This window comes from Actinoplanes sp. NPDC051343, assembly GCF_044455125.1.
Taxonomy (GTDB): domain Bacteria; phylum Actinomycetota; class Actinomycetes; order Mycobacteriales; family Micromonosporaceae; genus Actinoplanes.
Window position 1 is genome coordinate 23,753 of record NZ_JBITEL010000013.1, and the last position, 25,935, is coordinate 49,687.

Sequence of the window (25,935 nt, forward strand, 5' to 3'; positions counted from 1 at the left end):
ATGGACAGATTCATTTACCTGACCTTCGACGGGCTCAGCCGGGGAGCGGTCTACGCGGCGTTCGCGCTGGCTCTGGTGCTGATCTGGCGGGCCGCCCGCATCGTCAACTTCGCCCAGGGCGCGATGGCGATCGCGACCGTCTACGCCGGGTATTCGGTCAGCACCGCGACCGGCTCCTACTGGCTCGGCTTCGGCGTCGCGATCATCGGCGGGCTGGTGCTCGGCGCGGCGGTCGAGCGGGTGGTGATGCGGTTCGTCGACCATTCGTCGCCGCTCAACGGGGTGGTGGTCGCGCTCGGGCTGGTGCTGATCATCCAGGGTGTGCTGGGGATGATCTACGGCGACGACTACAAGCCGGCCGCGGCCCCGTTCAGCCGGGATGCGTTCGAGGTCGGCGGCGTCGCCCTGCTCTCGCGCTACGACCTGTTCGTGTTCGCCGCGGTGGGCGCGGTGGTCGTCCTTCTCACGCTGCTCTTCCGGGGTACGCCCACGGGCCTGCGGATGCGTGCGGCCGCCTTCGCACCGGATGTCTCACGACTCCTCGGTGTGCCGGTCAGCGGCATGCTCACGCTGGGCTGGGCGCTCGCCGCCGCCACCGGGTCGCTGGCCGGGATGCTGGTCGTCCCGACCGAGCTGGGGCTGCATCCCAACGCCATGGACCTGCTGTTCATCTCGGCCTTCACCGCGGCGGTGGTCGGTGGTCTCGACAGCCCGATCGGCGCGGTGGTCGGCGGGGTGGTGGTCGGGCTGCTGCTCTCGTACGTCAGTGGCTACCTGGGTGCCACGGTCGCCCCGATGGCCGTACTGGGCCTGCTGGTGGTCGTGCTCGTGGGTCGGCCGGACGGACTCTTCGCCCGCTCGAAAGCGAGGACGGCATGACGTTGCTCAAAGACCGGATCGCCCTCATCAAAACTCCGGCGGCCCCCCGGCGAAGCCTCAGCTCCCTGATCGGCGTGGTCGTCGGCGCGATCGTGATCGTCGCGCTTACCTACACGCTGCCGCCGTTCCGCACCTATCAGCTGGCCACGATCGGGGCCTACTTCTGCGTCACCGCGGGCCTGACCATCCTCACCGGACTCAACGGGCAGCTCTCGCTCGGGCACGGCGCGCTGATGGCGACCGGGGCCTACACGTTCGCCCTGATGCAGAACAAGTTCGACCTGCTCCCGGCCGGCATCGTGGTCGCGGTCCTGGTCACCACCGCGGTCGGCGCGGTGATCGGGCTCGCCGCGGCGCGGTTGCGCGGGCCCTATCTGGCCGGGCTCACCCTGGCCGTCGCGGTCGTGGTCCCGTCGGTCACCAGCACCTTCGACGGCACCTTCAACAGCGACCAGGGGCTGCCGGTGGCGCTCGAGCCGCCGCCCGGCACGGTCCCGGTCGAACGCTGGCAGGCCTGGCTGTGCTGGGGCGGTGCGCTGGTCACGGTGCTGGTGCTGGCCTATCTCACCCGCAGCCGGTTCGGCCTGCGGATGCGAGCGGTGCGCGACGACGAGACCGCGGCCAGGCTGGCCGGTGTCGGCGTGGCGCGTACGCAAGTGCTGGCCTTCGTCGTCTCGGCGGCCTGCGCCGGCCTGGCCGGCGCCCTCTTCGCGGTCCTCGCCCAGAGCGTCTCGCCGGGCGCCTTCCCGCTGACCCTGTCGCTGTTCCTGGTGATGGCGATCGTGATCGGCGGCCTGGGCCGGCTGACCGGGGCGTTGATCGGTGCGTTCCTGCTGGTCGCGCTGCCCGCGGTCGCGCAGTCGATCGGGGAGAACGCCGGCTCGCAGCGGCTGGAGGGCAATCTCTCGCTCACCTTCTTCGGCGTCGTCCTCGTCGCCGTGATGCTGGCCGCCCCGGGTGGTCTGGCAGCACTGATCCCCTCCGGAACACCGCGCAGAAAGGCCAAGAATGAAACGCACCGCGACCGTCCTCGCCGCCGTGCTGCTGGCCGCCGGCTGTAGCAGCGGAAACAGCAGTGGAGGCGGGGGAGGTTCCAATACCCCCGGCGTCACCGATTCGTCGATCCTGATCGGCACCCATCAACCGCTCACCGGTCCGGCCGCCGCCGGATACTCCGAGATCTCCCCGGCCAGTAAGGCCTACTTCGACTACGTCAACGCGAACGGCGGCGTCTACGGTCGCAAGATCACATACAAGATCATGGACGACACCTACAACCCGGCCACCACGCAGCAGGTGGTGCGGCAGATGGTGTTGCAGGACAAGGTCTTCGCGATTCTCAACGGTCTCGGCACGCCGACCCACACCGGCGTCCTCGACTTCCTCAAGACCAACCGGGTGCCCGACCTCTTCGTGGCCAGCGGCAGCCGCAGCTGGAACCAGCCCGACAAATATCCGGGCACGTTCGGCTTCAACCCCGACTACACGGTCGAGGGCAAGATCCTGGCGACTTACGTCTCGCAGAATCTCAAGGGCAAGAAGGTCTGCTTCCTCGGCCAGGACGACGACTTCGGGCGGGACAGCCTGGCCGGCATCGAGCAGATCCTCGGTCCGGTCGCGGCCAAGCAGTCGTACGTGACCAGCAACCCCAACGTCGGCCCGCAGATGGGTGCGCTCAAGGCGGCCGCCTGCCAGGTCGTGATGCTCGCCACCGTGCCCGGCTTCACCGCGCTGTCGATCGGCACCGGCGCCAAGATCGGCTTCAAGCCGCAGTACGTGGTGAGCAACGTCGGCGCCGACCCGACCACGCTGACCAAGACCCTGGGTCCGGCCGCGCCGCTGCTCGAGGGCGTCGTCGCGGCCAACTACCTGCCGCTGGCCAGCGACACCGCCAACCCGTGGATCCAGCTGTTCCAGAAGGTCAACACTCAGTTCAACAAGGGCGCCCAGTTCGACGACAACGTCGTCTACGGCATGTCGGTCGCCTACCTCTTCGTGCAGACGCTTCAGGCCGCGGGCAAGGACCTCACCCGCGACAAACTGGTCGCGGCGGTAGAAAAAGGCGGATTCACCGGGCCGGGGTTGGTTCCTCTGCGCCTTTCGGACAAAGATCATTCAGGGTACGCGGGTGAGCAGTTGACCAAGCTCGTCAACGGCAGGTCCACGTACTTCGGCACGGCGTTCCAGACCGACGACGGAGCCGGGCCGGTCAGCCCGTACTCGGGCACCGCGGCCGCACCGCCGGCCAGCGGAATCCCGCCGGCGCAGTAGCGTCGGGGTCGAGCGCTAATTACTGTTCGCACGTCAAGTGCACAAACACGCAAGGAGCGGTGATGGCAGACCAAGTGGCGATCGTGACCGGGGCCAGTCGAGGGATCGGCTTCGCCATCGCGCAACGCTTCGTCGCCGAGGGCTGGAAGGTTGCCATCACCGGTCGCAACGCGGAAGCGCTCGACCAGGCGGCCAAGGACCTGGGCGGCCCGGACGTGGCGATCGGCGTCGCCGGCAAGGGCGACGACGCCGACCACCGGGCCGCCGTGGTCGACACCGTGCTCGGCCAGTTCGGGCCGGTGACGACGCTGGTCAACAACATCGGGATCAACCCGGCCTACGGCCCGCTCGGCACGCTCGACCTGTCCGCCGCCCGCAAGATGATCGACGTGAACGTGCTCGGCACCCTCGGCTGGGTGCAGGAGGCGCTGCGCGGTGGCCTGAGCGACGGCGGTTCGATCGTCAACATCTCGTCGGTCTCCGGCGTCCGCCCGGCGCCGGGCATCGGCTTCTACGGCGTGACCAAGGCGGCGCTGATCCACCTCACCGAGGAGCTGGCGGTCGAGCTGGCGCCCAAGGTCCGGGTCAACGCGGTCGCCCCGGCCGTGGTCAAGACCCGCTTCGCGACCGCCCTCTACGAGGGCCGCGAGGAGCAGGTCGCCGCCACCTACCCACTGGGCCGCCTCGGCGTACCGGAGGACGTGGCCGGCGCGGTCGCGTTCCTCTGCGGGCGCGACGCCGGCTGGATCACCGGGCAGACGCTGGTCCTCGACGGCGGCGTGACGCTGACCGGGAACGTCCAGTGAAGCGGGTCGTCGTCACCGGCGCCGGCGGTGGCATCGGGGCCGCGCTGGCCCGGCACTTCGCCGGCACCGGCGCCGAGGTGATCGTCAGCGACATCGACCCGGAGGCGGCCCAGGGCGTGGCGTCGGAGATCGGCGGCCTCGCGGTGCCGGGCGATGCGGCCAACGAGGAGGACACCCGGCGGCTGGTCGAGACGGCCTGGGCCGAGCTGGGCGGCATCGACCTGTTCTGCTCCAACGCGGGGGTGCTCGACGCGGGCGACGAAACGGTGCCCGACGACATCTGGGGCCGCGACTGGGCGGTCAACGTGATGTCGCACGTCTACGTCACCCGCGCCCTGCTGCCCCGCTGGCTCGACCAGGGTGAGCCGAAACGGCTGCTGATCACGGTCAGCGCGGCCGGGTTGCTGACGTTGCTGGGCAGCGCACCCTATGCGGTCACGAAGCACGCCGCTCTGGCCTACGCGGAGTGGCTGCGGGCGACGTACGCCCATCGCGGCCTGACCGTGCAGGCGCTGTGCCCGCAGGGGGTTCGCACCGACATGCTGACCCGCGGCGGCGACCGCGCCAGCGCGAGCGCCGCGCTGCTGGCCGAGAGCGCGATCGAGCCCGACGAGGTCGCCGCGACCGTGGCTGCGGCGCTCGAGGGCGGCAGCTTCCTGATCCTGCCCCACCCCGAGGTCGCCGACTACTACCGGCTGCGCGCCGCCGACCCCGACCGCTGGCTGGGCGGGATGAACAAGATGCAGCGGGCGTTCGAGTCATGAGGGGTCTCGACCTCGAGCGCCTCCGGGCCTACCTGGGTTCCGAGAAGGAGCTGACCGGTCGCATGTTCGCCGGCGGCCGCTCCAACCTGACCTATGCGATCACCGACGGCGAGCAGCGCTGGGTGCTGCGCCGGCCGCCGCTCGGGCACGTGCTGCCGACGGCGCACGACATGGTCCGCGAACACCGGGTGCTGGAGGCGCTCTCCCGGGCCGGTTTCCCGGCGCCCCGGCCGATTCTGCTGTGCACCGACCCGGACGTGATCGGGGCGCCGTTCTACCTGATGGAACAGGTCGACGGCACGATCTACCGCGACGAGGGTGAGCTCGAGGCGCTCGGTGGTCCGGCCATGAACGCGCTGGTGCTGTCGCTGGTCGACACGCTGGCCCAGCTGCACGGTCTCGACCCGGAGGCAATCGGGCTCGCCGACTTCGGACGGCCGGAGGGCTTCAACGCCCGCCAGGTGCACCGGTGGAAGAAGCAGCTCGACGCGTCGCGCAGCCGCGAGGTGCCGGGCATCGACGAGCTGCACGCCCGGCTGGCGGTCGACATCCCGGCCGGCGGCGCGGGCACGGTGGTGCACGGCGACTACCGGCTCGACAACGTGCTGATCGGGCCCGACATGCGGATCAACGCGGTGCTCGACTGGGAGATGTCGACGCTCGGCGACCCGCTCAGCGACGTTGCGCTCATGCTCGTCTACGCCGGCCTGCCGCTCGAGGTCAAGAACGGGCGCGGGGTGGTTCCGCTGGACATTCCCGGTCACCCTTCGATTCCCGAGATCTCGTCCCGGTACGCGGAACGCAGCGGCCGTGACGTCAGCGATCTGCACTGGTACGTCGGGTTCGCCGCGTTCAAGCTGGCGGTGATCCTGGAAGGCGTGCACTACCGGTACGTTCAGGGCCAGACCGTGGGTGCCGGATTCGACACGATCGGCGGCCTGGTGGGCCCGCTCGTGATGCGGGGACACGAAGCGCTGGAGGGGAACTGATGGACTTCACCTTCGACGAGAAGACTGAGGACTACCGCAAGCGGTTGCTCGACTTCATGGATGCTTTTGTGTATCCGGCCGAGGCATCGTTCCATCCCTCTGGATGGGACATTCCGCCCGTCATCGCTCAATTGCAGGCTTCCGCCCGCGAGGCCGGGCTGTGGAACCTCTTCCTCCCCGGCTCGCACGGCGCGGGTCTGACCAACCTCCAATACGCGCCGCTGGCCGAGATCACCGGCCGCAGCCCGTCGATCGCGCCGGCCGCCCTCAACTGCGCCGCCCCCGACACCGGCAACATGGAGGTGCTGGCCCAGTTCGGCACCCCCGCGCAGCAGGAGGAGTGGCTGCGGCCGCTGCTCGACGGGAAAATCCGGTCGGCGTTCGCGATGACCGAGCCCGACGTCGCCTCCTCGGACGCGACCAACATCGGCACCCTCATCGAACGCGACGGCGACGACTACGTCATCAACGGCCGCAAGTTCTACATCTCCGGCGCGATGAACCCGAACTGCAAGATCTTCATCGTGATGGGCAAGACCGACCCGTCGGCCGACCGGCATGTGCAGCAGAGCATGATCCTGGTCCCGCGGGACACCCCGGGCCTGACCGTCAAGCGCGGCATGACCGTGTTCGGCTATACCGACGGCGATCACGGCGGCCACGCCGAGGTCCTCTTCGAGCAGGTCCGCGTGCCGGCGACCAACCTGATCAGCACCGAGGGCAGCGGCTTCGCGATCTCGCAGGCCCGCCTCGGCCCGGGCCGCATCCACCACTGCATGCGGCTGATCGGGATGGCCGAGCGGGCCCTCGAGCTGATGTGCAAGCGGACGCTGGCCCGCGCCGCGTTCGGCAAGCCGCTGGCCGACCAGGGTGTCGTGCAGGACTGGATCGCCGAGTCGCGGGTCCGCATCGAGCAGGCCCGGCTGCTGGTACTCAAGGCGGCCTGGCTGATGGACACGGTCGGCAACAAGGGCGCGCACACCGAGATCCAGGCCATCAAGATCGTGGTGCCGTCGGCCGTCGAGTGGATCGTCGACAAGGCCATCCAGGCCCACGGCGCGGCCGGCGTCGGCCAGGACACGCCGCTCGCCCACCTCTGGGCGGCGGCCCGCACGCTGCGCCTGGCCGACGGACCGGACGAGGTGCACAAGCGGTCGCTGGCCCGGCGGGAACTCGGCCGCTACCGGAGCCGCTCGTGACCCAGCCCCGTGTCGATGGCCGCACCGCCCGGTCGGAGCGCACCCGCACCGCCATCGTCGACGCCCACCTGCAGCTGATCCGGGAGGGCGACCTGCGGCCGACCGCCGACCGCATCGCCAAGCAGGCCGGCGTCTCGCTGCGTGCACTGTGGAGCCACTTCGCCGACATGGAGGCGCTGTTCGCGGCCAGCGGGCGGCGCGTCCTCGAGGTGCGGGACGACTCGCACCGGCCGATCTCGCCGAAGCTGCCCCTGGGCGACCGGATCGAGGCGTACTGCCGGCAGCGGGCCCGGCTGCTCGAGCAGATCGCCCCGACGGCCAAGGCGGCCGCGATCAAGGAGCCGTTCTCGGACACCCTGCAGCGCTACCGCCGCCTGCATGTCGAGCGGGTGCGCGACGAGTTGTCGGTGCTGTTCGCGGCTGAGATCGACGGCAACGACGAGCTGCTCAACGCGCTGACCGCGGTGAGCATGTGGCCGACCTGGGCGACCTGGCGCGAGGCGATGAACCTGTCGGTGAACGCGGCCCGCGCGACCCTGGCGCGGACGATCAATTCGCTGCTTGCCGTTCCCGGCCCATAGACCTACGATCTGGTACACATAGGACAGTAGGGGGCACTGCGGTGAGCGATACGGGTCTCGATACCACGCGGCCGCATGTGGCCCGCATGTACGACTACTACCTCGGCGGCAAGGACAACTTCGAGGTCGACCGGGCGGCCGTGGTCGCCGTCGAGGCGGCGATGCCGGAGGTGCGCCAGCTGGCCTTCGAAAACCGGGCCTTCCTGCGCCGCGCGGTGGCATACATGACCGCGGCCGGCATCCGCCAGTTCATCGACATCGGCGCCGGCCTGCCCACCGCCGGCAACACGCACGAGGTGGCCCAGGCGCTCACCCCCGGCGCCCGAGTGGTCTATGTGGACAACGACCCGATAGTGCTTTCGCACGGTCGTGCCCTCCTCGCCACCAACGTCGACACCACGGTCGTCACCGCCGACCTGCGCGACCCGGCCGACGTCATCGGCCGCGACGAGGTCCGCAAGCTCATCGACTTCGACCAGCCGGTCGGCGTGCTGCTGATCGCGATGACCCACTTCCTGCGCGACGACGAGCGCGACGAGGTCATGGGCGAGCTGCGCAAGTCGCTGGTGCCCGGCAGCCACCTCGCCACCACCCACGTCACCCGCGACCGGCACTCGGCGGAGGCGGTCGAGGGCGTCGAGGCGGTCTACCGCAAGACCCCGACCCCGATCTTCTTCCGCACCCACGACGAGATCGCCCGCTTCTTCGACGGCTTCGACCTGGTCGAGCCGGGCCTGGTCACCGTCGACGAGTGGCGGCCCGACCCGGCCGACCCGGCCCCCGAGGCCACCCGCTGGCTCTACGGAGGCGTCGGCCGCCGGCTGTAGATGTTCTGTCCACGGACGTTGGTAACGCGGTGGTTGTCCTGAAATAGGTAAGGGCCTCCGGGTGAAGTGGAGCTTGCGACAGTCCACACCACACCCGAGAGGTCCTCTATGTCCCACGCTGATGCCCCGTTGACCGAACTTGGCCGATTGCGGCTGGCGCGGTGCGTCGTGGAGACGGCTGGCCGTTACGCCGGGCCGCGGAACGGTTCCAGGTCAGCCCGGTCACGGCGAATCGCTGGGCCGACTGCTACCGCGCCGAGGGAGCCGCACGACCGGTCCAGCAGGCCGCGCCACAGCCCGAACCGCACATCCCGCCAGATCGAACGTAAAGTCCTGCAGCCCCGCCGCAGCAAACGGCTCGGCGGCTGGCGCACCCAAGGCCGCGCCCAAGGCAGACTCAACCGAGCCGCCACCGCCGGACACGACACCGGCAATCTCGACGGGGCCCTCGACGATCATTCGAGGCCGGCCTGCACCGGAATCCGCCCCAACGGCAAGGTCGAACGTTTCCACCGCACCCTGGCCGATGAATGGGCCTACGCCAAGCCCTGCACCAGCGAGAAAGGCCGCCGCAAAGCTCTAGAGCGTCCTGATGAGCGGCGCGTCCCGGGTGAACATGCGGAACCCGACGCTGTAGTAGAGAGCGCGCGCCTTCGGATGCCCCGGCGCACCTAGGCAGACGACCGTCATCTGCCGGGCCCCGGCCTCGCGGGCCAGATGCATGCCGTGCAGCAGCATTGCCCGGCCGAGCCCGAGCCGGCGGTAGCCGGGATGCGTGCCGACCGGCTCGAACTCGGCGGTCCGGTTCGCGTCGTCGAGCCACATGATGGTCGACGCGGCCATTGTGCCGTCCGGCGCCTCGACCAGGACGTGCAGGTCGGCGCGGTAGGGCGGGGTGCGCCGGACACCCTCGTAGCCCTCGGCCGTGTAGGGCGACGGTGCCCAGGCGTCCACGTGGGCCTGGACCACGGCCGCCGTGCCGGCCTCGTCGGCGTTGCGGAACCGGAACCCGTCCGGCAGCACCGGCCGTTCCAGGTCGTCCAGGTCGCGCTCGTTGAGTTGCGTCCAGAAGCCGGTGTCGCCGAGAGACTCCGGGTCGGTCACGTAGCCGTGCGCCGCCCACCGCTGTAGGCCGAACTCGTCGGCGGCGCTGGGCATCACCGTGCGCTGCAGGCCGGCCGCCACGTCGTCGTACCAGTCGATGATCTCGTCGACCAGCCCGTTGTAGTCGGGATGGACCTGATAGACCAGGTCGGCCGCGGTGACTTCGGTTATCGACCCGTCGCTGCGCCGCAGCCGGTGCGGGAGGAAGGCCCACCCCCAGGCGACGAGGGCGTCGCCGGCGAACCACAGCCGCCGCGGCCAGCCGGAGCCCCGAGCGGCGTGCCCACGACCGAAAGTCCAGGCGAGCTCGCCGACCGACGCGCCACTGGTGACCAGTTCCGGCCGGGCGGCCGTGACCTGCTGCGCCAGCCTCTGCATGAGCTCCACGTCGGCGGGGGTCATCAGCTCGACGCTCGTCATGGCGTCACTGTGCCAAAACTCGGCCGGGCCGTCGAGCCGTTTCGCTCGGCACGTGGGGCCTGCCATGCGGGCCGGGGCCGGGCGTTGTGGAGGCGGATGCCGCTGAAGACGGCCGTGCTCGCTGCGGCCTCGTCCCAGTACGCCCACAGGTTGTCGAGCACGCGCAGCTGAATGCCGGCCGCCGCGTGGCAGGCCAGCAGGTCGCCGACCGGCTCGGCCGGACCCAGCGGCTCGACCGGCTCCGGCGAGACGTGGGCGTGCGGGCTTGCAGCGTCGCCGAACGGGCGGAAACGGTCGGCCGGCAACCGGTACGCGTAGAGCTTCGTGGTCAGCAGTGCGGGCAGCCAGGAGTATTCGACGGCGTGCACCCGGCTGCTGTCGCCCGCCCCGATGAGCCGGTCGCGGTCGGCGGCGGTGGTGGCCGGGCCGGCCCGGACCAGAGCGCGCGGGCACTGACGCGGAAACCAGTAGTCGGGCGCCCGCTCCTGGTCGACTGCCCACACGTACGGCTCGGGCTGTCGCGCGGTCCGCGCGACGTGCGGACGAAAGATCGTGATCGTCGGGTCTTCGGAGAAGTGCAGGACCTCGCCGGGGTTGGGGCGCATGCCTGAAGTCTTATCGGTTGACCCGGACCCGTGGGTACGGGTTTATCGTCGCCGCATGCGGGTGGGGGAGTTGGCGCGCCGGACCGGGACGACCGTGCGGGCGCTGCGCTATTACGAGGCGGCGGGCCTGGTCGTGCCGCGGCGGCAGTCGAACGGCTATCGGGAGTACGCCCCGATCGCCGTCGATCTGGTGCGGCAGATCCGGGAGCTGACCGCGCTCGGCCTGAGCGTGGAGGAGACGCGGCCGTTCGTCGAGAGCCTGGCCGACGGCCGGGAGGCCGACGTCTGCGCGGCCGCGGTCGCCACCTACCGGAGCGCGATCAGCGGGCTTCAGGAACGGATCGGCCGGCTCACCGCGCAGCGCGACAGCCTGCACGAGCGCCTCGATGCGGCGGCCGGCCGGCTGCCTGCCGCGCCGGGGCGGCCGAGCGCGGACCCGGGCGAACTGGTCGGCCTCACCGTGCCGAGCCTCGAGTTCTTCGCCACCGACGGCCGGCTGATCGACCTCGGCGCGCTCGGGCCGGGCCGCAGCGTCGTCTTCGTCTATCCGCTCACCGGGCGGCCGGGCGTCGACCTGCCGGACAGCGCGCTCAACATCCCGGGTGCGCGCAGTTCGACCGAGCAGGCGTCCTGGTTTCGCGACCACCACGCGGAGTTGCGGTCGGCCGGGGCGGCCCGCGTGTTCGGCCTGTCGGCGCAGTCGACCGGCTATCAGCGCGAGCTCGTGCATCGGCTGCGCCTGCCGTACCCGCTGCTGCCGGACCCCCGGATGGCGCTGGCCGCCGCACTCGGCGTGCCCACCTTCGGTGCCGGCGACATGGTCCTCTACCGGCGTCTCACCCTGGTCATCCGGGACGGTGTGATCGAGCACGTCTTCCACCCCATTCCGGCGCCGGCCATGCATGCCCTCGACGTCATGCAGTGGCTGGCCCGCCGTCCGCCCGGACCCTGAGCGGCGATCAGGCCTTCTTCGCCAGCGCGACGAGGTAGCGGACCGGCGCCTCGCCCGGATTGGTGTAGGTGCAGGCCTGCGGCGACCCGAGTTCCAGGCAGTCGCCGGCCGACAGGTCGTGGTCGACGTCGCCCTCGCGGAACCGCAGCCGGCCTTCGAGCACCCAGATCTGGTGGTGGGTGCGGACGAACGGATCGGGCGGGTAGGAGACCGACCGGCCGGGCGGCAGCTCGACCTCGACCAGCTGCAGGTGCCCGTCGGGCGGAGACACCGCCCGCCGCTGGTAGCCGGTCTCCGGGTCGGTCCACAGTGGTTGGTCGGCCCGCCGGGCGAGCCGGTTGCGCGGGCCCTCGACGCGGGTGAACAGCTCGGACATGGTCAGTCCGAGCGGGCCGATCAGCCGGCCGAGGAGCGCGGCGGTCGGCTGCGCCTCGCCGCGCTCGATCTTGCCGATCATCGCGCGGGAAACCCCGGAGAGGTCGGCGAGGGCGTTCGCCGACAGGCCGCGGTTTTCCCGTACGCCATGAAGCGTCGCCGCCAGCCGGGCCGTCCCGTGGTCATCATCGAACGTCACGGGTGCCATTATGTAACACAGCCTCGCTACTATCGTGGCATGCTGACCGTTCGTGATGCCGAGGAGGCCGACGCCCCGGCCTGTGCGCTGATCTACCAGCCGTACGTGACCGGCACAGCGATCACCTTCGAGAGCGCGCCGCCGTCCCCGCCCGAGATGGCGGCCCGAATCGCGGCCGCCAGCGCCACCCACGCCTGGCTGGTCGCCGAACTCGACCGGCGGGTGGTCGGATATGCCTACGGCGGGCCGTTCGCCGCCCGGGACGCCTACCGCTGGTCGTGCGAGGTCAGCGTCTATCTGGAAATGGGCCGCCGGAGGACCGGGGCCGGCCGGGCGCTCTACGAGGCATTGCTGCCGCGGCTGGTCGAGCGCGGCTTCCGGGTCGCGGTGGCCAAGATGACGATGCCCAACGACGCGAGCCTCGGCCTGCACGCCGCGATGGGGTTCCACGAGGTCGGGGTGCACCGGCGCATCGGCTTCAAGAACGGCGCCTGGCACGACGTGGCGATCGCGCAGCGGGAACTCGTCCCGGATCTGTCGCCGCCGTCGTGAACGAGTAGCCCGGGGACCGAACGCATCCCCGGGCCTCGTCAGTGCTCAGTGATCTTCTTTTTCGTCACTGTCCGGCGCGGGCTGGGTGTAGGTGAAGTTGCCCGCCTTGAGCGGGAACTCCTGCTCGTCGCCGAACGGGGACGGCGCGGCCTGGTAGGGGGCCGCCAACTCGGAGACGTCGAGCTTGCCGTCCTCGTTGACCGCCGCGGATTCGCCCTGCCGGGCGCTGGTGAACGGCGTGCCCGACGTGTGCACCTCGATGTCGTCGGTGTCGCCGGACCGGGCCGGACGGGCCGACGCGAACACCGGCTGCTGCTCCTGCTCGAGTTCGTCCCGGCGGAAGATCTTGCGGCCGAGCCAGACCAGCGGGTCGTAGCGCCGGTCGACCACGCGCTCCTTCATCGGGATGATCGCGTTGTCCGTGATCTTGATGTGCTCGGGGCAGACCTCGGTGCAGCACTTAGTGATGTTGCACATGCCGAGACCCTGGTGGGCCTGGGCGTACTGCTTGCGGTCGGACCGCGCGTCGAGCGGGTGCATGTCGAGCTCGGCCGCCCGGATGAAGTACCGCGGGCCGGAGAACGCGGGCTTGTTCTCCTCGTGGTCGCGGACCACGTGGCACGTGTTCTGGCAGAGGTAGCACTCGATGCACTTGCGGAACTCCTGCGACCGCTCCACATCGACCTGCTGCATGCGGTATTGACCTGGGGCGACGTTCTTGGGCGGCGCGAAGGCCGGCGTCTCCCGCGCCTTCTGATAGTTGAAGGACACGTCGGTGACCAGGTCGCGGATCACCGGGAAGGTGCGCAGCGGCGTGATCGTGACGGTCTCGTCGTCCTCGAACGTCGACATCCGGGTCATGCAGCCCAGCCGCGGCATGCCGTTGATCTCCATCGAGCAGGAGCCGCACTTGCCGGCCTTGCAGTTCCAGCGGCAGGCCAGGTCGGGCGTCTGGGTGGCCTGGAGCCGATGGATGATGTCGAGCACGACCTCGCCGTCGTTGACCTCGACGTCGTAGTCCTGGATCTCGCCGCCGGACTCGTCGCCGCGCCAGACGCGGAAGTGGCGCTGGGTGCCCATTACTTCGCCTCCGTCTTGCTGGGGATCGCGTCGAACTCGGCCAGTTCGCCGTCGGTCATGTACTTCGAGAGTTCGGCGCGATCGAAGAGGGAGATCAGCTCGTCGCGCATCCTCGGCAGCGGCTTGTGCTCGAGGCGTACGTCGCCCGACTCCTCCAGCGAGCAGACCAGGTTGACCTGGCGCCACTTCGGGTCCATCTGCGGGAAATCTTCCCGGGTGTGGCCGCCGCGCGACTCCTCGCGCTCCAGCGCCGCCTTGGCCGTGCACTCCGAGACGACCATCATGTTGCGCAGGTCGAGCGCGAGGTGCCAGCCCGGGTTGTAGCGCCGGCCGCCGGTCGCGCCGACGTTGGCCACCCGCAGCTTGAGCTCCTGCAGACGCTTGAGCGCGTCGGCCAGTTCGCCCTCGCGCCGGATGATGCCGACCAGGTCGCCCATCACCGCCTGAAGGTCCTGCTGCAGGGTGTACGGGTTTTCGCCGCCCGCACGCTGCAGCGGGGCCAGTGCCGTGTCGAGCGCCGACTCGACGTCGGAGGTGACCACCCGCGGGCGCCGGGCCAGCGTGTCGACGTACGACGCCGCGTGCTCGCCGGCCCGCTTGCCGAACACCAGCAGGTCGGAGAGCGAGTTGCCGCCGAGCCGGTTGGAGCCGTGCATGCCGCCGGAGACCTCGCCGGCCGCGAACAGGCCCTCCACGGTGCCGAACGCCGCGCCCGAGTCGGGGTCGACCTCGACCCCGCCCATCACGTAGTGACAGGTCGGCCCGACCTCCATCGGCTCCTTGGTGATGTCGACGTCGGCCAGTTCCTTGAACTGGTGGTGCATCGACGGCAGCCGCTTGACGATCTGCTCGGCCGGCAGCCGGGACGCGATGTCGAGGAAGACACCGCCGGCCGGGGAGCCGCGACCGGCCTTGACCTCGGAGTTGATCGCGCGGGCGACCTCGTCACGGGGCAGCAGTTCGGGCGGGCGCCGGTTGTTGTCCGGGTCGGTGTACCAGCGGTCCGCCTCCTCCTCGGTCTCCGCGTACTGCTTGCGGAAGACGTCGGGGACGTAGTTGAACATGAACCGCTTGCCCTCGGAGTTGCGCAGCACGCCACCGTCGCCGCGCACCGACTCGGTGACCAGGATGCCCTTGACGCTGGGCGGCCAGACCATGCCGGTCGGGTGGAACTGCAGGAACTCCATGTTGATCAGCGTCGCGCCGGCCCGCAGGGCGAGGGCGTGACCGTCACCGGTGTATTCCCACGAGTTGGAGGTGACCTTGTAACTGCGGCCGACGCCGCCGGTCGCGAGCACCACCGCCGGGGCCTCGAGCAGGATGAACTCGCCCGACTCGCGGTAGTAGCCGAAGGCGCCGGCGACCCGGTCGCCCTCCAGCATCAGCTCGGTGATCGTGGTCTCGGCGAAGACCCGAATCTTGGCCTCGTAGTTGCCGGTCTCGGCGTAGTCCTCCTGCTGCAGTGAGACGATCTTCTGCTGCAGGGTGCGGATCAGCTCCAGGCCGGTGCGGTCGCCGACGTGCGCGAGCCGCGGGTATTCGTGGCCGCCGAAGTTGCGCTGCGAGATCTTGCCGTCCTTGGTCCGGTCGAAGAGCGCGCCGTACGTCTCGAGCTCCCAGATGCGCTCGGGAGCCTCCTTGGCGTGCAGTTCGGCCATCCGGAAGTTGTTGAGGAACTTCCCGCCGCGCATGGTGTCGCGGTAGTGGACCATCCAGTTGTCTTTGGAGTTGACGTTGCCCATCGCGGCCGCGGCGCCGCCCTCGGCCATCACCGTGTGCGCCTTGCCGAACAGCGACTTCGAGATGATCGCGGTCTTCTTGCCGGCCAGCCGGGCCTCGATCGCCGCGCGCAGACCGGCGCCGCCGGCCCCGATGACGACGACGTCGTAGTGGTGTCGTTCGATGCGTGTGGTCACTTGGAAGGCCCCCTCAGCCCACGAACCGCAGGTCGGAGAACCAGTGCGCGGACACGGCCATGACGTAGAAGTCGGTGAGCGCGAGTGTGCCGAGCGTGATCCAGGCCAGCATCATGTGGCGCGTGTTGAGCTTCGACACGAAGGTCCAGAAGCGGTAGCGCACCGGGTGCTTGGAGAAGTGCTTGAGCCGCCCGCCGGCGATGTGCCGGCAGGAGTGGCAGGACAGCGTGTATGCCCAGAGCATCACCACGTTGGCGACCAGGATGATGTTGCCCAGGCCGAAGCCGAACCCGTGGCCGCTGTGGAACGCGCGGATAGCGTCCCAGGTGTTTATCAGCGAGATGATCCCCGCGGCGTAGAACGCGTAGCGGTGGATGTTCTGGAAGATCAGCGGGAACCGGGTCTCGCCCGAGTATTTGCTGTGGGCGTCGGGCACCGCGCAAGCCGGCGGCGACAGCCAGAACGCCCGGTAATAGGCCTTGCGGTAGTAGTAGCAAGTCAACCGGAACAGCAGCAGGAACGGCAGGGTGAATGCCGCCTCGGGGATCAGCCAGAATTTCGGCAACGGGGTGCCGAACTCGGCCGAGCCGGGCACACACCGGTCGGTCAAGCATGGTGAATAGAACGGCGTGAGGTAGTGGTATTGGTCAACGTAATACCACTTGTGCATGAAGACGCGGACGGTCGCGTAGATGACCCATGCCGCTAGCCCCACGAAGGTGACCAGCGGGGGGAACCACCACCGGTCGGTACGCAACGTCTTGGCCGCGATCGCAGCGCGCGCACGTGCTGCATCCGGCCTCGTTGCCGTCGTCGTCATTGTCTCTCCCTGACGTGCCTGACCCTGTCAACGGGCAATGGCCCGGCTGTTAACGGGCGGGGGAGCCCGCCGGCCGCCGTGCAGCCGTGATGTGTGGCACACGTTACGCCGCGCCACAGAAGTATTGCGGCGCAGGGATGCTGTGTATGTCACAAGATCGATCGCTACTCGCATTGATGAGCACCGAGCGGACTAGCCGGAAGCGTTACCGGTCAGGTTCCACGAGGCGAGATGCAGTGCCGGAGCGGCATATCGGACGCCGGACCACCGATCGGGCAGAAGCACCGACTCGCTGCCGATGCCGTGCACCATGCCCGGGCCGAGCGCCTGCGGGTAGGCCTGGGTGAAGCGCATGTTGCCCACCGCGCCCTTGATCTCGCCGTCCTCGACCAGCCAGACGCCGTTGCGGGTCAGGCCGGTCATGATCAGGGCTTTCTGGTCGAGACACCTCGTGTACCAGAAGTCGGTGATCAGCAGGCCCCGCTCCATGCGGGCGACCAGGGGCCGGGCGGCCGCGGCCACCGGGCTCGACGGGTCGGCCGGCGGCAGCGCCGGCTCGCTCGCCGGCGGGGCCGCCTCGAGGCTCATGTGGGTGGCGATCGGCCCCCAGGTGCGCGACGATCCGGAGGCATGACCTGTCGACTCGGCCCGTGCGGCGGCGGCCGACGAACGGTCGTGGGTCACCGCCTTGGTGATGCCCTCGCGCACCAGCACGAGCGACTGCGTCGGCGTGCCCTCGATGTCGAACGGCAGCCCCGGCGCCGGCTCGGGGCGGCTGCCCAGCGGCTCGTCGATAAGCGTGATCGACGGGTCGAACTGGTCCTCGCCGATCACCGCGAACGACTGGTGCTGGCCCCACGCCTTGCCGTTGAAGCCGAAGAAGGCGAGGTTGTGCAGCAGATCGGAAACCGCCTCCGGCTCCAGCACCACCTCGTAACGGCCGGGTGCCAACTCGATCGGCCGGGAGCCGGCCCGCGCCTTGGCCGCCGCGCGCGCACCGAGCAGCGCGCCGTCGAGGTCAGCCAGCCGGCCACCGGCCAGCCGGGCCACGCCGTCGGCGCCGTCGACGCGGGCGATGCCGTCGAACGCGGCCTCGGCGGTGCGGCCCTCGACCGACTGGCCGGCCGTGTTGGCGAACGCCGCGGCGGTGTAGGTCGTGCGGCAGTAACCCGCCGTCTCGAGCCCGCCCGCCGCGCCGACGAAATCGAGCACCCGGGTGGCCCGCTCCTCGGGCGTGGCGTGCGCGGTCGCCTCGTCGAAGCCGAAGTCCAGCCCGGAGTTGCGGCCCGAGCCGTGGTAGCCCGCCGAGTGGTGCAGCGCGGACGGCGGGGTGAGACCGGGCCACGCCTTGTCGGGCGGGCTGACCCGGGCCGCCGCGAGCGTGCGCTCGACCAGCGACCGCAGCCCTTCGGGCGAGGTGACCGTGGTGGTGGCCCCGGCGGTGCGGCCGTCGGCGTGCAGCCGCAGCCGCACGCTGGTGGTCGCCTCGGCCACGTTCTGATGGATGGCCGAGTTGGCGAACCGGGTCAGGGCCTCGGCGTCGTGTGACACCGTCACCTCGGCCGCGGCCTCCCGACCGGCCACGGTGGTGACCAGGTCGACGACCTCGGCCGCAAGCTGGAGTTCGGTCGTCATGCGCGCACCCCCACCCGTACGTCCTTGAAGCGGGCCGGCGCCGCCGGATGGCCGGTGTGACCGACCTGCCCGGGTTGGCCCTTGCCACAGTTGGGCGTGCCCCAGGCCACCGACTCGGAGGAGAGCATGTCCATCGACTGCCAGAACCGGGGTCCGATGCCGGTGTAGGTCGGGTTGCGCAGCATGCGGCCGAGCTTGCCCTTCTTGATCTCGTAGCCCACCTCACAGCCGAACTGGAAGTTGAGCCGCCGGTCGTCGATCGACCAGGAGCGGTTGGTGTCCATGAACACGCCGTCGTCGGTCGCCGCGATGATCTCGTCGAGGGTGTGCGGGCCCGGCTCGAGGCCGACGTTGGTCATGCGGACCATCGGCAGCCGGGCCCAGCCGTCCGAGCGGACACTGCCCGCATAGGACAGGCCGGCCGTGGCGGCCGAGTCGCGCCCGGCCAGCACGCCGACCCAGATGCCGTCGCGCACGGCGTCGCGGCGTGCCGCCGGGGTGCCCTCGTCGTCGAAGCCGAAGCTGCCGAGCGCGCCCGGGATCGTCGGATCGATGGTGATGTTCATCAGCTCGGAGCCGTAGCGCAGCGAACCCAGCCGGCTCAGGTCGAGCCAGCTGGTGCCGGCGAACGCGGCCTCCCAGCCGAGGATGCGGTCGAGCTCGATGGCGTGCCCGACCGACTCGTGGATCTGCAGCGACAGTTGCTCGCCGCCGAGCACCAGGTCGGTCGTGCCGGACGGGCAGAGCGGCGCGGTGAGCAGGGCCCGCGCCTCCTCGGCCATGCGGGGCGCGTTGCCCACCAGGTCGAGCTCGTCGATGTTTTCCCAGCCGCTTGTGCGGTATTGCCCGCGCTGCGACGGCCAGGAGCGGCGCTGGACCTCGCCGTCACCGTACGCACTGGCGGTCAGGCTGCCACCGGTCTCGCGGATGTGCTGGTCGATGCGGTGGCCCTCGCTGGAGACGAACCACTTGCGGGTGTCCCAGATCTGATAGAGCGCCTCGGCCAGGTCGGCCCCCGCCGACTTGGCGGCCGCGGTGGCCGCGACAAGCAGGTCGCCCTTGGTCGAGAGCGAAACACCGAACGGGTCGACCGCGCACTCGCTGGCCCAGGACGCCTCGATCGGCGGCGACGGCACCAGCTTGATCTCGGGCCCGGCGACCAGGCCGGAGGCGGCCGCGATCAGGGCCGCCTGGCGGCCGGCCGACCGCGCGGCCGCGTCGGACAGATCGGGCACCGCGTAGAAACCCCAGCCGGACCCGACCAGGGCGCGCACACCGAGGCCGGCGCTCTCGCCCGACTCGAGGTCTTCCACGTCGCCGTCGCGGGCGGTCATCGACTCGGAGCGCCGCAGCATGACCCGGGCGTCGGCATAACGGGCGCCGCCGTCCAGCGCGGCCTGCACGGCAGCGCTCGCCGCATCGAAGTGGTTCATGGACCGACCCTATGGCGTGGGTCCGACAAATCTCATCCCCGGAGGAACGCGAGTTCCTCCACCAAGGTGGCGGCCGGCCGGCAGCGGACACCGGGCATCTCCCCGCCGATGATCAGCAACGGCCGCGAATGATCGGACTGGGCCACCGCCTCGGCCAGGCTGTGATGCGCGTACACCTCGGACGCGTCCACCGGATCACCCAGATAGCGCTCGGCGAACGGCCCCGGCAGCGAACCCCAGTCGATCACCGGGTCGCGGGCCACCGCGCGGTGGAAGACGTCCGGCCGGCGCAGCACGGCCATCGCCGCCAGCCAGCCACCCAGCCCGCGCCCGCGCACGGCGACCGCGGTCAGGTCGAGGTCGGGATGCTTGCCGACGAGCGCGCGCAGGGCGTCCACCTGGTCGGTCAGGGCCACGTCGACCAGCCGGCGGTGCACCACCTTCTCGAAGCTCGGCGCCACACCCGGGGTGCCGCGCCCGTCGACGCTCACCACCGCGAAGCCGGCGTCGGCCAACCACTGGCGCTCCTGCCAGGCCGCGGCGTCGCCGACGACCTCCTGATGTCCCGGGCCGGCCCCGAAGCTCATCAGCACCCCGATCTTCGCCCCGGCCACGTAGGAGGCCGGATACAGCACGGCCGACGGCAGCCGCCGGTCGGTCACCCGTTCCAGCAGAGGTCGCGGCTCGTACGGCAGGGGAGCGGCGTACGAGGTCAAGGTGCCGGCCTGCGCGTCGCCCCGGCGTACCTCGCCGTCGAGCACGAGAACGTCGCCGCCGACGGCGGCGCGGTGCCACCCGGTGGTTGCGGTGATCCGCGCGGCTTCCGGTCCGCCTCCGCCGAGAGACGTACGCACGCGGAAGACGTCCTGCCTCGACGGGTCGTTCTCGGTGCCCTCGACGATCAGGTCGGGCGCACCGGTCGGGCCGCCGGCCCGGGGCAGCGTGCCGATCACCCGGCGCACGTAGAGGGCGGGCGGGGTGAGCAGACTGCCGTCGGCGAACAGGCAGCGGGCGTCGAACCCGTCGTGCGCCAGTTCGCCGCCGACCAGCACCCGCCCGTCCGGCAGGTGCCGCGGGGTACCCGGCACCGGCTCGACCCAGCGGGCGTCGGCCAGTTCGGCGTGCACCTGGGTCTCGCCGGTGCGCGGGTCGATCGCCAGCACCAGACCGTGCTGCTGCACCCGGCGGAGCACGGTGACCAGCGGTCCGCCGCTCTCCGACCAGCGCACGTCGACCAGGTGCGGATAGGTCTCGCGGTCCCAGTGCACGTCCACCCAGCCGCCGTCGAGGTCGAGCAGGTGCAGGCTGGTCGCCGCGGCCGTACGCGCGGCCAGGATCTGCTGCCCGTCCGGCGACCACCACCAGCCGCGGTCGCGCCCGAACCGGACCGCCGCCGCGTCGGGCACACCCCAGTTGATCGGGCCACCGTGCTCGCGCCAGGCCGTGCCCGGCTCGCCGGCCAGCAGCCGGTCGCCGTCGGGACCGGACACGCGCAGCGCCGCCGAGCCGTCGTTCCACGTCACGTACCCGATGCTGCGGCCCACCGGGTCCGGCCGGGGGTCGTGCGCCGGCACGGCGACCGGCACCGTCGCCACCTCGCCGGAGAGAAGATCGGCGCGCCAGAGGCGCCCTTCGGAGGTGTACGCGGCGACGCGCGCATCGCGGTCGGTCGCGTACCCGTGCACCGGACCGGGCGCGATCAGGCGCTCGGTCGCGGTCGCCACGGTGAACGTCCAGAGGGCGGCCTCCGGGTCCTCCGGGCCGGCCGATCGCAGGAACACGACCCGGGCACCGTCGGCGCCGACCGTCACCGCGTGCGGTGCGCCGTAGCTGAAGTGACCGGTGCGATCGGCGAGTCCGGGGTAGTCCACGTGCTCAGCATCGCTGATCAAGGCTCTTTCCGGTCGGTGAACCGGCCAGCACGGCGTCCGGATTCCGGCCGGGGCCGCCGCGTAGAGTGGCCGCCGTGACAGATGCCCTGCCCGCGCGTCGGCTGCTGCTGGTGCACGCGCACCCGGACGACGAGGTCACCGGCACCGGCGCGACGATGGCTCACTATGCCTCGACCGGCGCCCACGTGACGCTCGTGACCTGCACCCTCGGCGAAGAGGGCGAGATCCACGTGCCCGCGCTGGCCCAGCTCGAGGCGGCCCAGGCCGACCAGTTGGGCGGCTACCGCCTGGTCGAGCTCCAACGGGCGTGTGCCGCGCTGGGGGTCACCGACCACCGCTTTCTCGGCGGGGCCGGGCGGTTCCGCGACTCCGGCATGATGGGTCTCGAGACCAACAACCACCCGCGGGCGTTCTGGCAGGCCGATCTCGACGAGGCCGCGGCGATGCTGGTCGAGATCATCCGCGAGGTCCGCCCCCAGGTCATGATCACCTACGACCCGAACGGCTTCTACGGCCACCCCGACCACATCCAGGCCCACCGGGTCGCGATGCGGGCCGCCGAGCTGGCCGGCGCCGACGGACCGCAGAAGATCTACTGGACGGCGATGCCGCGCAGCGTGCTCAAGGAAGGCATGGAGGCGTTCCGCCAGCTCGACGACAACCCGTTCGCCGGGGTGGAAAACGTCGAGGACCTGCCGTTCGGTCACGCCGACGACGAGATCGCGGCCCGCATCGACGGCACCGATCACTACGACCGCAAGACCGCCGCGATGAAGGCCCACGCGACCCAGATCCCCGACAACTCGTGGCTCTACGGCATCGCGGGCGACTTCGGCGGCGAGTTCATGGGCGTCGAGTTCTTCCTACTCGCGCAGGGCGAGCGGGGTCCCGGCGAGGGGCCGCACGGGTGGGAGAGCGACCTGTTCAGCGGCCTCGCCCTCGAGCAGCCGGCCGCGGCCGGCGAGTCGGCCGCACGGTGAGCAAGGCCGACGCGCGCCCGACCGGCCGCCGCGGCCCGTCGACGCCCACCCAGCCGACCGCCTCGGAGCCAGCCGCCGCCGGCCAGGCTGCGGGCGACGCCGAGCTCGCGGACGCCGACCCGGCCGCCGGGACGAAGGGCGAGCCGGGCGAGCCGGGGGCGATCGTCCGGGCCGGTGGCGTCGTCGTGTCGGTCGTCTTCGCGTTTGTCAGCGCCATTTTCGAGCTGCTGCTGTCGACGCTGCGGGCGGGCGACTTCGTGTCGGTGTGGAAAGGGAATCCGATCGGGTCCGGGCACGGGCCGTTGATCCCGCTTGCGGTGGTGCTGGCGGTCGCCGGCAACATCGGCCTCGCCTGGTTCGCGGTCGGCACCACCGGCCGCCGGTGGGCGCTCGGCCCGCCATGGGCGCTCTGGACCGTCGTCATGCTGATCGCCGCCGGCGTCCGCACCCACGAGGGCGACTATCTGCTGAGCGGCACCAACTACGTTGCCCTGGCGATGATCCTGATCGGCAGCCTGACCTTCGCGATCTACGCGTATCGGATGATCCTCAAGCGGATCCCGCCCGCCGTCGGGTCCACTTCGGCCAAGCGCCCCAACTGACAGCACAATCCCAGCCCTCCCCCAGGGACGCGGGTCGCGTCATCCGCAAAGATGACCGGCAGGCAACCACCAGATATCCACCTGGCGTTACGATCCCGACCCAGGTCCCCCCGGGAGGAATGATGAGGCAGCAGCGCTGGTTCCCGATCGCGGCGCTGGCGGTCGGGCTGTTCGCGATCAATGTGGTGACCCGTGTGGTCATCCATTTCGCGTTCAAGAACGACGACGGCGTGCAGAGCGGGGCGTCGATCGTCATGTTCGCCCTGATCGGTCTGACGCTGGCCGTCTGGACGTTCCGGGCCGCCCAGCGCCGCAAACCGCTCGACTGGCTGGTCCCCGACTGGTTCCTCGGCACGGTCGCCGCCCTGCTGCTGACCGTCCTGGTCGGACCCTTCATCAGCGGCAGCCAGCCGTTCTCCGACGGCGCCGGCAACTTCTTCCTGCAGGTCTGGCTCTATGCCGGCTTCGCCATCGTCGGCACGCTGCTGGGCTACTGGGTGGCGGTCATGATCGGCGCCGATTACCGCTCGCGCTCCCTCAAGGCGTACACCGAGAGGAGCGCGGCCAAGCCCCGCAAGGTCGTCCGCCGATAGCTGTCAGACCGGCGCTTCCCGCGTGAGATAGGTGTGGTGGGTCGTGAAGCCGGCCTTGCCGTAGAGCGCGACCGCGGCCGTGTTGCGCTCCTCGACCTGCAGGTAGGCCCGGTGACTGCCGTGCTGCACGCCCCACTGCAGCAGCCCGCGCAGCATGTGCTGGGCCAGCCCCTGGCGGCGGGCGGCCGGCGCGGTCTGCAGCAGCGAGACGCCGAGCCAGCGGTCGGGGCCGGTGACCGCGCCGCGGGCCACCCCGATCAGCGCGCCGTCGGCGTCGTGCACATGGGCGAAGACCACCTCGGCCGGACCGGTCAAGATGCGCACCGCCGACGGCGGCAGCGTGCCCTTGTGCTCGCTCACCATCGCGAACCAGTCGTCGGAGGGCGCGTCGGCCAGCTCGACCGGTGGCCGGTCGTGGCGCACCGGCGGGGTGGCGAGCAGCGGGGTGATCAGGGCGGTCTGCACGAGGGTCAGCGGCCGCGCACTCCAGCCGCGCCGGTCGAGGGCCGCGCTGACCGGCGCGGCCAGCGGCATCGGCGCGTTGATCAGGGGCTGCTGGCCGTGGTCCGCGTACCACTCGACGACACCGTCGATCGCGGCCTCGAGGGTGCGGTCGGGATCGCCCACGGCGAGCGCGGAGTTGGCGCGGCCGGTCCAGTTGCCGGCGGCGCGCAGGATCCAGCTGCCGAGCCGGGCCTGGGTCGGTGCGGGCCACGCGTCGTTGGCGGCGAGCTCGAGCGAGATGACCTCGGACGCCGGTGGGCGGCGGCCGGCGGGCACCCGTTTGGCCCGGTGCACCTCGCGGAGCGGAACCCGCAGCGTGCCCTTGTCGGTGGCGATTGTGAGATCGGTCTCGGTGAGGTCGACCAGCTCACCCAGAGCGTCCGTGAACAGCGGGCGATCCTGGGAAACCCCTACAATCCGGCGTACCACCACCCGGTGTCCCACATCCTGCCGACGGAGCACGTGTCACCTCCTCCGGTGGGGATACTAGGCTCTGCAACGTTCGTCGGCGGTCCCGGCGGCATCGCTTGGAAGGGAAAGACCCGTGACCTACATCATCGCCGAGCCGTGCGTCGATGTGCTCGACAAGGCGTGCATCGAGGAGTGCCCGGTCGACTGCATCTACGAGGGCAACCGGATGCTCTACATCCACCCCGATGAATGCGTCGACTGCGGGGCCTGCGAGCCGGTCTGCCCGGTGGAGGCGATCTTCTACGAGGACGACGTCCCGGAGCAGTGGAAGGACTACACGAACGCGAACTACGAGTTCTTCGAGGATCTCGGTTCGCCCGGTGGCGCGTCCAAGGTCGGCAAGATCGACAAGGACACCCCGTTCGTGCTCTCCCAGCCGCCCCGCGGCGAGGACCACTGAGCGTGCTGTCGTCGGCTCTGCCGGACTTCCCCTGGGACCTGCTGGAGCCGGCGAAGGCCAAGGCCGCCGCGCACCCGGACGGCATCGTCGACCTGTCGATCGGCACCCCGGTCGACCCGGTCCCGGCATTGATCCGCCAGGCACTCACCGCCGCGTCCGACGCGCCGGGCTACCCGCTGACCGCGGGCACCCCGGCGCTCCGGGCGGCGATCGCCGACTGGTTCCGGCGTTCCTGCAACGCCTCCGGCCGGTTGGGTGTGCTGCCGACCATCGGCTCCAAGGAGCTGGTGGCCTGGCTGCCGACGCTGCTCGGGGTCCGTCCCGGCGACACCGTCGTGATCCCCTCGGTGTGCTACCCGACCTATGAGGTCGGCGTGCGGCTGGCCGGTGCGACCGTGGTGCGGTCCGACTCGCTGACCGCATTGGGTCCGGCTCCGGTCAAGCTGATCTGGATCAACTCGCCGTCCAACCCGACCGGCAAGGTGCTGCCCCCGGCCCACCTGCGCAAGGTCGTCGAGTGGGCGCGCGAGCGCGGCGCGGTCGTGGTCAGCGACGAGTGCTATCACTCGCTGGGCTGGGAAACGCGACCGGTCTCGGTGCTCGACGACGAGGTGACCGGCGGCGACTACACCGGCGTGCTGGCCGTCCACTCGCTGTCCAAGCGCTCCAACCTGGCCGGTTACCGCGCGGGCTACCTCGGCGGCGATCCGGCCCTGGTGAGCGAGCTGCTGGCGGTCCGCAAACACGCCGGCATGATCGTCCCGGCGCCGGTGCAGGCGGCGATGGTGGCCGCGCTCGGCGACGAGACCCATGTGGCCGCCCAGCGCGAGCTCTACGCGGCCCGGCGGGACCTGCTGCGCACCGCGCTGACCAAGGCGGGCTTCGAGATCAGCCACTCGGAGGCCGGTCTCTACCTGTGGTCGACCCGGGGCGAAGACTGCTGGCAGACCGTCGACTGGCTGGCCGAGCGCGGCATCCTGGCCGCGCCCGGCGTCTTCTACGGCCCGGCCGCGGCCCAGCAGGTCCGGGTGGCGCTGACCGCCACCGACGAACGGGTGGCGGCCGCCGTCGCCCGTCTGACCTGAC

General features: G+C 70.8%; 26 protein-coding genes and 1 pseudogene. 17 read left to right on the forward strand and 10 right to left on the reverse strand.

Going from position 1 to position 25,935, the window contains the following annotated elements; all coding sequences use genetic code 11:
- The 10 genes and pseudogenes from ACIA5C_RS35600 to ACIA5C_RS35645 all read left to right on the forward strand — a co-directional run.
- Complete coding sequence (locus ACIA5C_RS35600; protein ID WP_396062982.1) at window positions 1-879, forward strand: branched-chain amino acid ABC transporter permease; 879 nt, start codon at window positions 1-3, stop codon at window positions 877-879.
- Window positions 876-1,940, forward strand: a complete 1,065-nt coding sequence (locus tag ACIA5C_RS35605; RefSeq protein ID WP_396062984.1) for a branched-chain amino acid ABC transporter permease — start codon at window positions 876-878, stop codon at window positions 1,938-1,940. Before ACIA5C_RS35600 ends, ACIA5C_RS35605 begins: the two co-directional genes overlap by 4 nt.
- Entirely contained in the window at window positions 1,888-3,150 is a 1,263-nt protein-coding gene (locus ACIA5C_RS35610) for an ABC transporter substrate-binding protein (protein ID WP_396062986.1), read from the forward strand. Before ACIA5C_RS35605 ends, ACIA5C_RS35610 begins: the two co-directional genes overlap by 53 nt.
- A 62-nt stretch (window positions 3,151-3,212) precedes the next feature.
- Window positions 3,213-3,956 (forward strand): SDR family oxidoreductase, encoded by a 744-nt coding sequence (locus tag ACIA5C_RS35615; RefSeq protein ID WP_396062988.1) that lies wholly within the window; start codon window positions 3,213-3,215, stop codon window positions 3,954-3,956.
- Entirely contained in the window at window positions 3,953-4,720 is a 768-nt protein-coding gene (locus ACIA5C_RS35620) for an SDR family NAD(P)-dependent oxidoreductase (RefSeq protein ID WP_396062990.1), read from the forward strand. Before ACIA5C_RS35615 ends, ACIA5C_RS35620 begins: the two co-directional genes overlap by 4 nt.
- Window positions 4,717-5,709 (forward strand): phosphotransferase family protein, encoded by a 993-nt coding sequence (locus tag ACIA5C_RS35625; protein ID WP_396062992.1) that lies wholly within the window; start codon window positions 4,717-4,719, stop codon window positions 5,707-5,709. The genes ACIA5C_RS35620 and ACIA5C_RS35625 overlap by 4 nt, the downstream gene beginning before the upstream one ends.
- Window positions 5,709-6,908, forward strand: coding sequence for an acyl-CoA dehydrogenase family protein (locus tag ACIA5C_RS35630; protein ID WP_396062994.1), 1,200 nt, complete (start codon window positions 5,709-5,711; stop codon window positions 6,906-6,908). The genes ACIA5C_RS35625 and ACIA5C_RS35630 overlap by 1 nt, the downstream gene beginning before the upstream one ends.
- On the forward strand, window positions 6,905-7,489 hold the full coding sequence (locus ACIA5C_RS35635) for a TetR/AcrR family transcriptional regulator (protein ID WP_396062996.1): 585 nt from the start codon (window positions 6,905-6,907) through the stop codon (window positions 7,487-7,489). The genes ACIA5C_RS35630 and ACIA5C_RS35635 overlap by 4 nt, the downstream gene beginning before the upstream one ends.
- 41 nt (window positions 7,490-7,530) lie before the next feature.
- Complete coding sequence (locus ACIA5C_RS35640; RefSeq protein ID WP_396062998.1) at window positions 7,531-8,316, forward strand: SAM-dependent methyltransferase; 786 nt, start codon at window positions 7,531-7,533, stop codon at window positions 8,314-8,316.
- 108 nt (window positions 8,317-8,424) lie between these two features.
- Window positions 8,425-8,886: pseudogene (locus tag ACIA5C_RS35645) on the forward strand (leucine zipper domain-containing protein); the annotation flags it as partial.
- Between the two features lie 9 nt (window positions 8,887-8,895).
- Here the strand turns inward: ACIA5C_RS35645 and ACIA5C_RS35650 are convergent.
- Together ACIA5C_RS35650 and ACIA5C_RS35655 are read right to left on the reverse strand one after the other, a co-directional pair.
- Window positions 8,896-9,840, reverse strand: a complete 945-nt coding sequence (locus ACIA5C_RS35650) for a GNAT family N-acetyltransferase (protein ID WP_396063000.1) — start codon at window positions 9,838-9,840, stop codon at window positions 8,896-8,898.
- Entirely contained in the window at window positions 9,837-10,445 is a 609-nt protein-coding gene (locus ACIA5C_RS35655) for a DUF6886 family protein (protein ID WP_396063002.1), read from the reverse strand. The genes ACIA5C_RS35650 and ACIA5C_RS35655 overlap by 4 nt, the downstream gene beginning before the upstream one ends.
- A 55-nt stretch (window positions 10,446-10,500) precedes the next feature.
- On the opposite strand from ACIA5C_RS35655, the gene ACIA5C_RS35660 reads away from it, so the two are divergent.
- A complete protein-coding gene (locus ACIA5C_RS35660; RefSeq protein WP_396063004.1) occupies window positions 10,501-11,397 on the forward strand; it encodes a MerR family transcriptional regulator in 897 nt (298 codons plus the stop codon).
- 7 nt (window positions 11,398-11,404) lie between these two features.
- Here the strand turns inward: ACIA5C_RS35660 and ACIA5C_RS35665 are convergent, their stop codons facing one another.
- A complete protein-coding gene (locus ACIA5C_RS35665; RefSeq protein ID WP_396063006.1) occupies window positions 11,405-11,971 on the reverse strand; it encodes a helix-turn-helix domain-containing protein in 567 nt (188 codons plus the stop codon).
- A gap of 39 nt (window positions 11,972-12,010) precedes the next feature.
- Between ACIA5C_RS35665 and ACIA5C_RS35670 the strand changes: the two genes are divergently transcribed.
- On the forward strand, window positions 12,011-12,523 hold the full coding sequence (locus ACIA5C_RS35670) for a GNAT family N-acetyltransferase (RefSeq protein WP_396063008.1): 513 nt from the start codon (window positions 12,011-12,013) through the stop codon (window positions 12,521-12,523).
- A 45-nt stretch (window positions 12,524-12,568) separates the two neighbouring features.
- Here ACIA5C_RS35670 and ACIA5C_RS35675 read toward each other — a convergent pair whose 3' ends face one another.
- From ACIA5C_RS35675 to ACIA5C_RS35700, 6 genes are all read right to left on the reverse strand, one after another.
- Complete coding sequence (locus tag ACIA5C_RS35675) at window positions 12,569-13,603, reverse strand: succinate dehydrogenase/fumarate reductase iron-sulfur subunit (protein ID WP_396063010.1); 1,035 nt, start codon at window positions 13,601-13,603, stop codon at window positions 12,569-12,571.
- On the reverse strand, window positions 13,603-15,519 hold the full coding sequence (locus tag ACIA5C_RS35680) for a fumarate reductase/succinate dehydrogenase flavoprotein subunit (protein ID WP_396063012.1): 1,917 nt from the start codon (window positions 15,517-15,519) through the stop codon (window positions 13,603-13,605). The genes ACIA5C_RS35675 and ACIA5C_RS35680 overlap by 1 nt, the downstream gene beginning before the upstream one ends.
- Before the next feature lie 13 nt (window positions 15,520-15,532).
- Window positions 15,533-16,339, reverse strand: a complete 807-nt coding sequence (locus tag ACIA5C_RS35685) for a hypothetical protein (RefSeq protein WP_396063014.1) — start codon at window positions 16,337-16,339, stop codon at window positions 15,533-15,535.
- 192 nt (window positions 16,340-16,531) lie between these two features.
- Window positions 16,532-17,974, reverse strand: coding sequence for a TldD/PmbA family protein (locus tag ACIA5C_RS35690; protein WP_396063016.1), 1,443 nt, complete (start codon window positions 17,972-17,974; stop codon window positions 16,532-16,534).
- Complete coding sequence (locus ACIA5C_RS35695) at window positions 17,971-19,407, reverse strand: TldD/PmbA family protein (RefSeq protein ID WP_396063018.1); 1,437 nt, start codon at window positions 19,405-19,407, stop codon at window positions 17,971-17,973. Before ACIA5C_RS35695 ends, ACIA5C_RS35690 begins: the two co-directional genes overlap by 4 nt.
- A 32-nt stretch (window positions 19,408-19,439) precedes the next feature.
- Window positions 19,440-21,218 (reverse strand): prolyl oligopeptidase family serine peptidase, encoded by a 1,779-nt coding sequence (locus ACIA5C_RS35700; RefSeq protein WP_396063504.1) that lies wholly within the window; start codon window positions 21,216-21,218, stop codon window positions 19,440-19,442.
- A gap of 155 nt (window positions 21,219-21,373) precedes the next feature.
- On the opposite strand from ACIA5C_RS35700, the gene mshB reads away from it, so the two are divergent.
- The 3 genes from mshB (at window position 21,374) to ACIA5C_RS35715 (ending at window position 23,474) form a co-directional block, all read left to right on the forward strand.
- Entirely contained in the window at window positions 21,374-22,279 is a 906-nt protein-coding gene (mshB, locus tag ACIA5C_RS35705) for an N-acetyl-1-D-myo-inositol-2-amino-2-deoxy-alpha-D-glucopyranoside deacetylase (RefSeq protein WP_396063020.1), read from the forward strand.
- The gene (locus ACIA5C_RS35710; protein WP_396063022.1) at window positions 22,276-22,881 is read left to right on the forward strand and encodes a hypothetical protein; all 606 of its coding nucleotides are present in this window, start codon (window positions 22,276-22,278) and stop codon (window positions 22,879-22,881) included. The genes mshB and ACIA5C_RS35710 overlap by 4 nt, the downstream gene beginning before the upstream one ends.
- 122 nt (window positions 22,882-23,003) lie before the next feature.
- Complete coding sequence (locus ACIA5C_RS35715; protein ID WP_396063024.1) at window positions 23,004-23,474, forward strand: hypothetical protein; 471 nt, start codon at window positions 23,004-23,006, stop codon at window positions 23,472-23,474.
- Window positions 23,475-23,477: 3 nt separating this feature from the next.
- Here ACIA5C_RS35715 and ACIA5C_RS35720 read toward each other — a convergent pair whose 3' ends face one another.
- The gene (locus ACIA5C_RS35720) at window positions 23,478-24,440 is read right to left on the reverse strand and encodes a GNAT family N-acetyltransferase (RefSeq protein WP_396063026.1); all 963 of its coding nucleotides are present in this window, start codon (window positions 24,438-24,440) and stop codon (window positions 23,478-23,480) included.
- An 82-nt stretch (window positions 24,441-24,522) separates the two neighbouring features.
- Here ACIA5C_RS35720 and fdxA point away from each other — a divergent pair, with 82 nt between their 5' ends.
- Together fdxA and dapC are read left to right on the forward strand one after the other, a co-directional pair.
- Window positions 24,523-24,849, forward strand: a complete 327-nt coding sequence (fdxA, locus tag ACIA5C_RS35725; protein ID WP_396063028.1) for a ferredoxin — start codon at window positions 24,523-24,525, stop codon at window positions 24,847-24,849.
- A gap of 2 nt (window positions 24,850-24,851) precedes the next feature.
- Window positions 24,852-25,934 carry a succinyldiaminopimelate transaminase gene (gene dapC / locus ACIA5C_RS35730; RefSeq protein WP_396063030.1) on the forward strand — a complete coding sequence of 361 codons (1,083 nt, stop codon included), beginning with the start codon at window positions 24,852-24,854 and terminating at the stop codon, window positions 25,932-25,934.
- The last annotated feature ends 1 nt before the right edge of the window (window position 25,935 follow it).

What these genes read in the sequence shown, in the direction of transcription:
- ACIA5C_RS35600 (WP_396062982.1), top strand. Translation starts at nt 1, where the DNA reads ATGGACAGATTCATTTACCTGACCTTCGACGGGCTCAGCCGGGGAGCG.
- ACIA5C_RS35605 (WP_396062984.1), top strand. Translation starts at nt 876, where the DNA reads ATGACGTTGCTCAAAGACCGGATCGCCCTCATCAAAACTCCGGCGGCC.
- ACIA5C_RS35610 (WP_396062986.1), top strand. Translation starts at nt 1,888, where the DNA reads ATGAAACGCACCGCGACCGTCCTCGCCGCCGTGCTGCTGGCCGCCGGC.
- ACIA5C_RS35615 (WP_396062988.1), top strand. Translation starts at nt 3,213, where the DNA reads ATGGCAGACCAAGTGGCGATCGTGACCGGGGCCAGTCGAGGGATCGGC.
- ACIA5C_RS35625 (WP_396062992.1), top strand. Translation starts at nt 4,717, where the DNA reads ATGAGGGGTCTCGACCTCGAGCGCCTCCGGGCCTACCTGGGTTCCGAG.
- ACIA5C_RS35630 (WP_396062994.1), top strand. Translation starts at nt 5,709, where the DNA reads ATGGACTTCACCTTCGACGAGAAGACTGAGGACTACCGCAAGCGGTTG.
- ACIA5C_RS35650 (WP_396063000.1), bottom strand. Translation starts at nt 9,840, where the DNA reads ATGACGAGCGTCGAGCTGATGACCCCCGCCGACGTGGAGCTCATGCAG.
- ACIA5C_RS35655 (WP_396063002.1), bottom strand. Translation starts at nt 10,445, where the DNA reads ATGCGCCCCAACCCCGGCGAGGTCCTGCACTTCTCCGAAGACCCGACG.
- ACIA5C_RS35660 (WP_396063004.1), top strand. Translation starts at nt 10,501, where the DNA reads ATGCGGGTGGGGGAGTTGGCGCGCCGGACCGGGACGACCGTGCGGGCG.
- ACIA5C_RS35670 (WP_396063008.1), top strand. Translation starts at nt 12,011, where the DNA reads ATGCTGACCGTTCGTGATGCCGAGGAGGCCGACGCCCCGGCCTGTGCG.
- ACIA5C_RS35675 (WP_396063010.1), bottom strand. Translation starts at nt 13,603, where the DNA reads ATGGGCACCCAGCGCCACTTCCGCGTCTGGCGCGGCGACGAGTCCGGC.
- ACIA5C_RS35685 (WP_396063014.1), bottom strand. Translation starts at nt 16,339, where the DNA reads ATGACGACGACGGCAACGAGGCCGGATGCAGCACGTGCGCGCGCTGCG.
- ACIA5C_RS35690 (WP_396063016.1), bottom strand. Translation starts at nt 17,974, where the DNA reads ATGACGACCGAACTCCAGCTTGCGGCCGAGGTCGTCGACCTGGTCACC.
- ACIA5C_RS35695 (WP_396063018.1), bottom strand. Translation starts at nt 19,407, where the DNA reads ATGAACCACTTCGATGCGGCGAGCGCTGCCGTGCAGGCCGCGCTGGAC.
- ACIA5C_RS35715 (WP_396063024.1), top strand. Translation starts at nt 23,004, where the DNA reads ATGAGGCAGCAGCGCTGGTTCCCGATCGCGGCGCTGGCGGTCGGGCTG.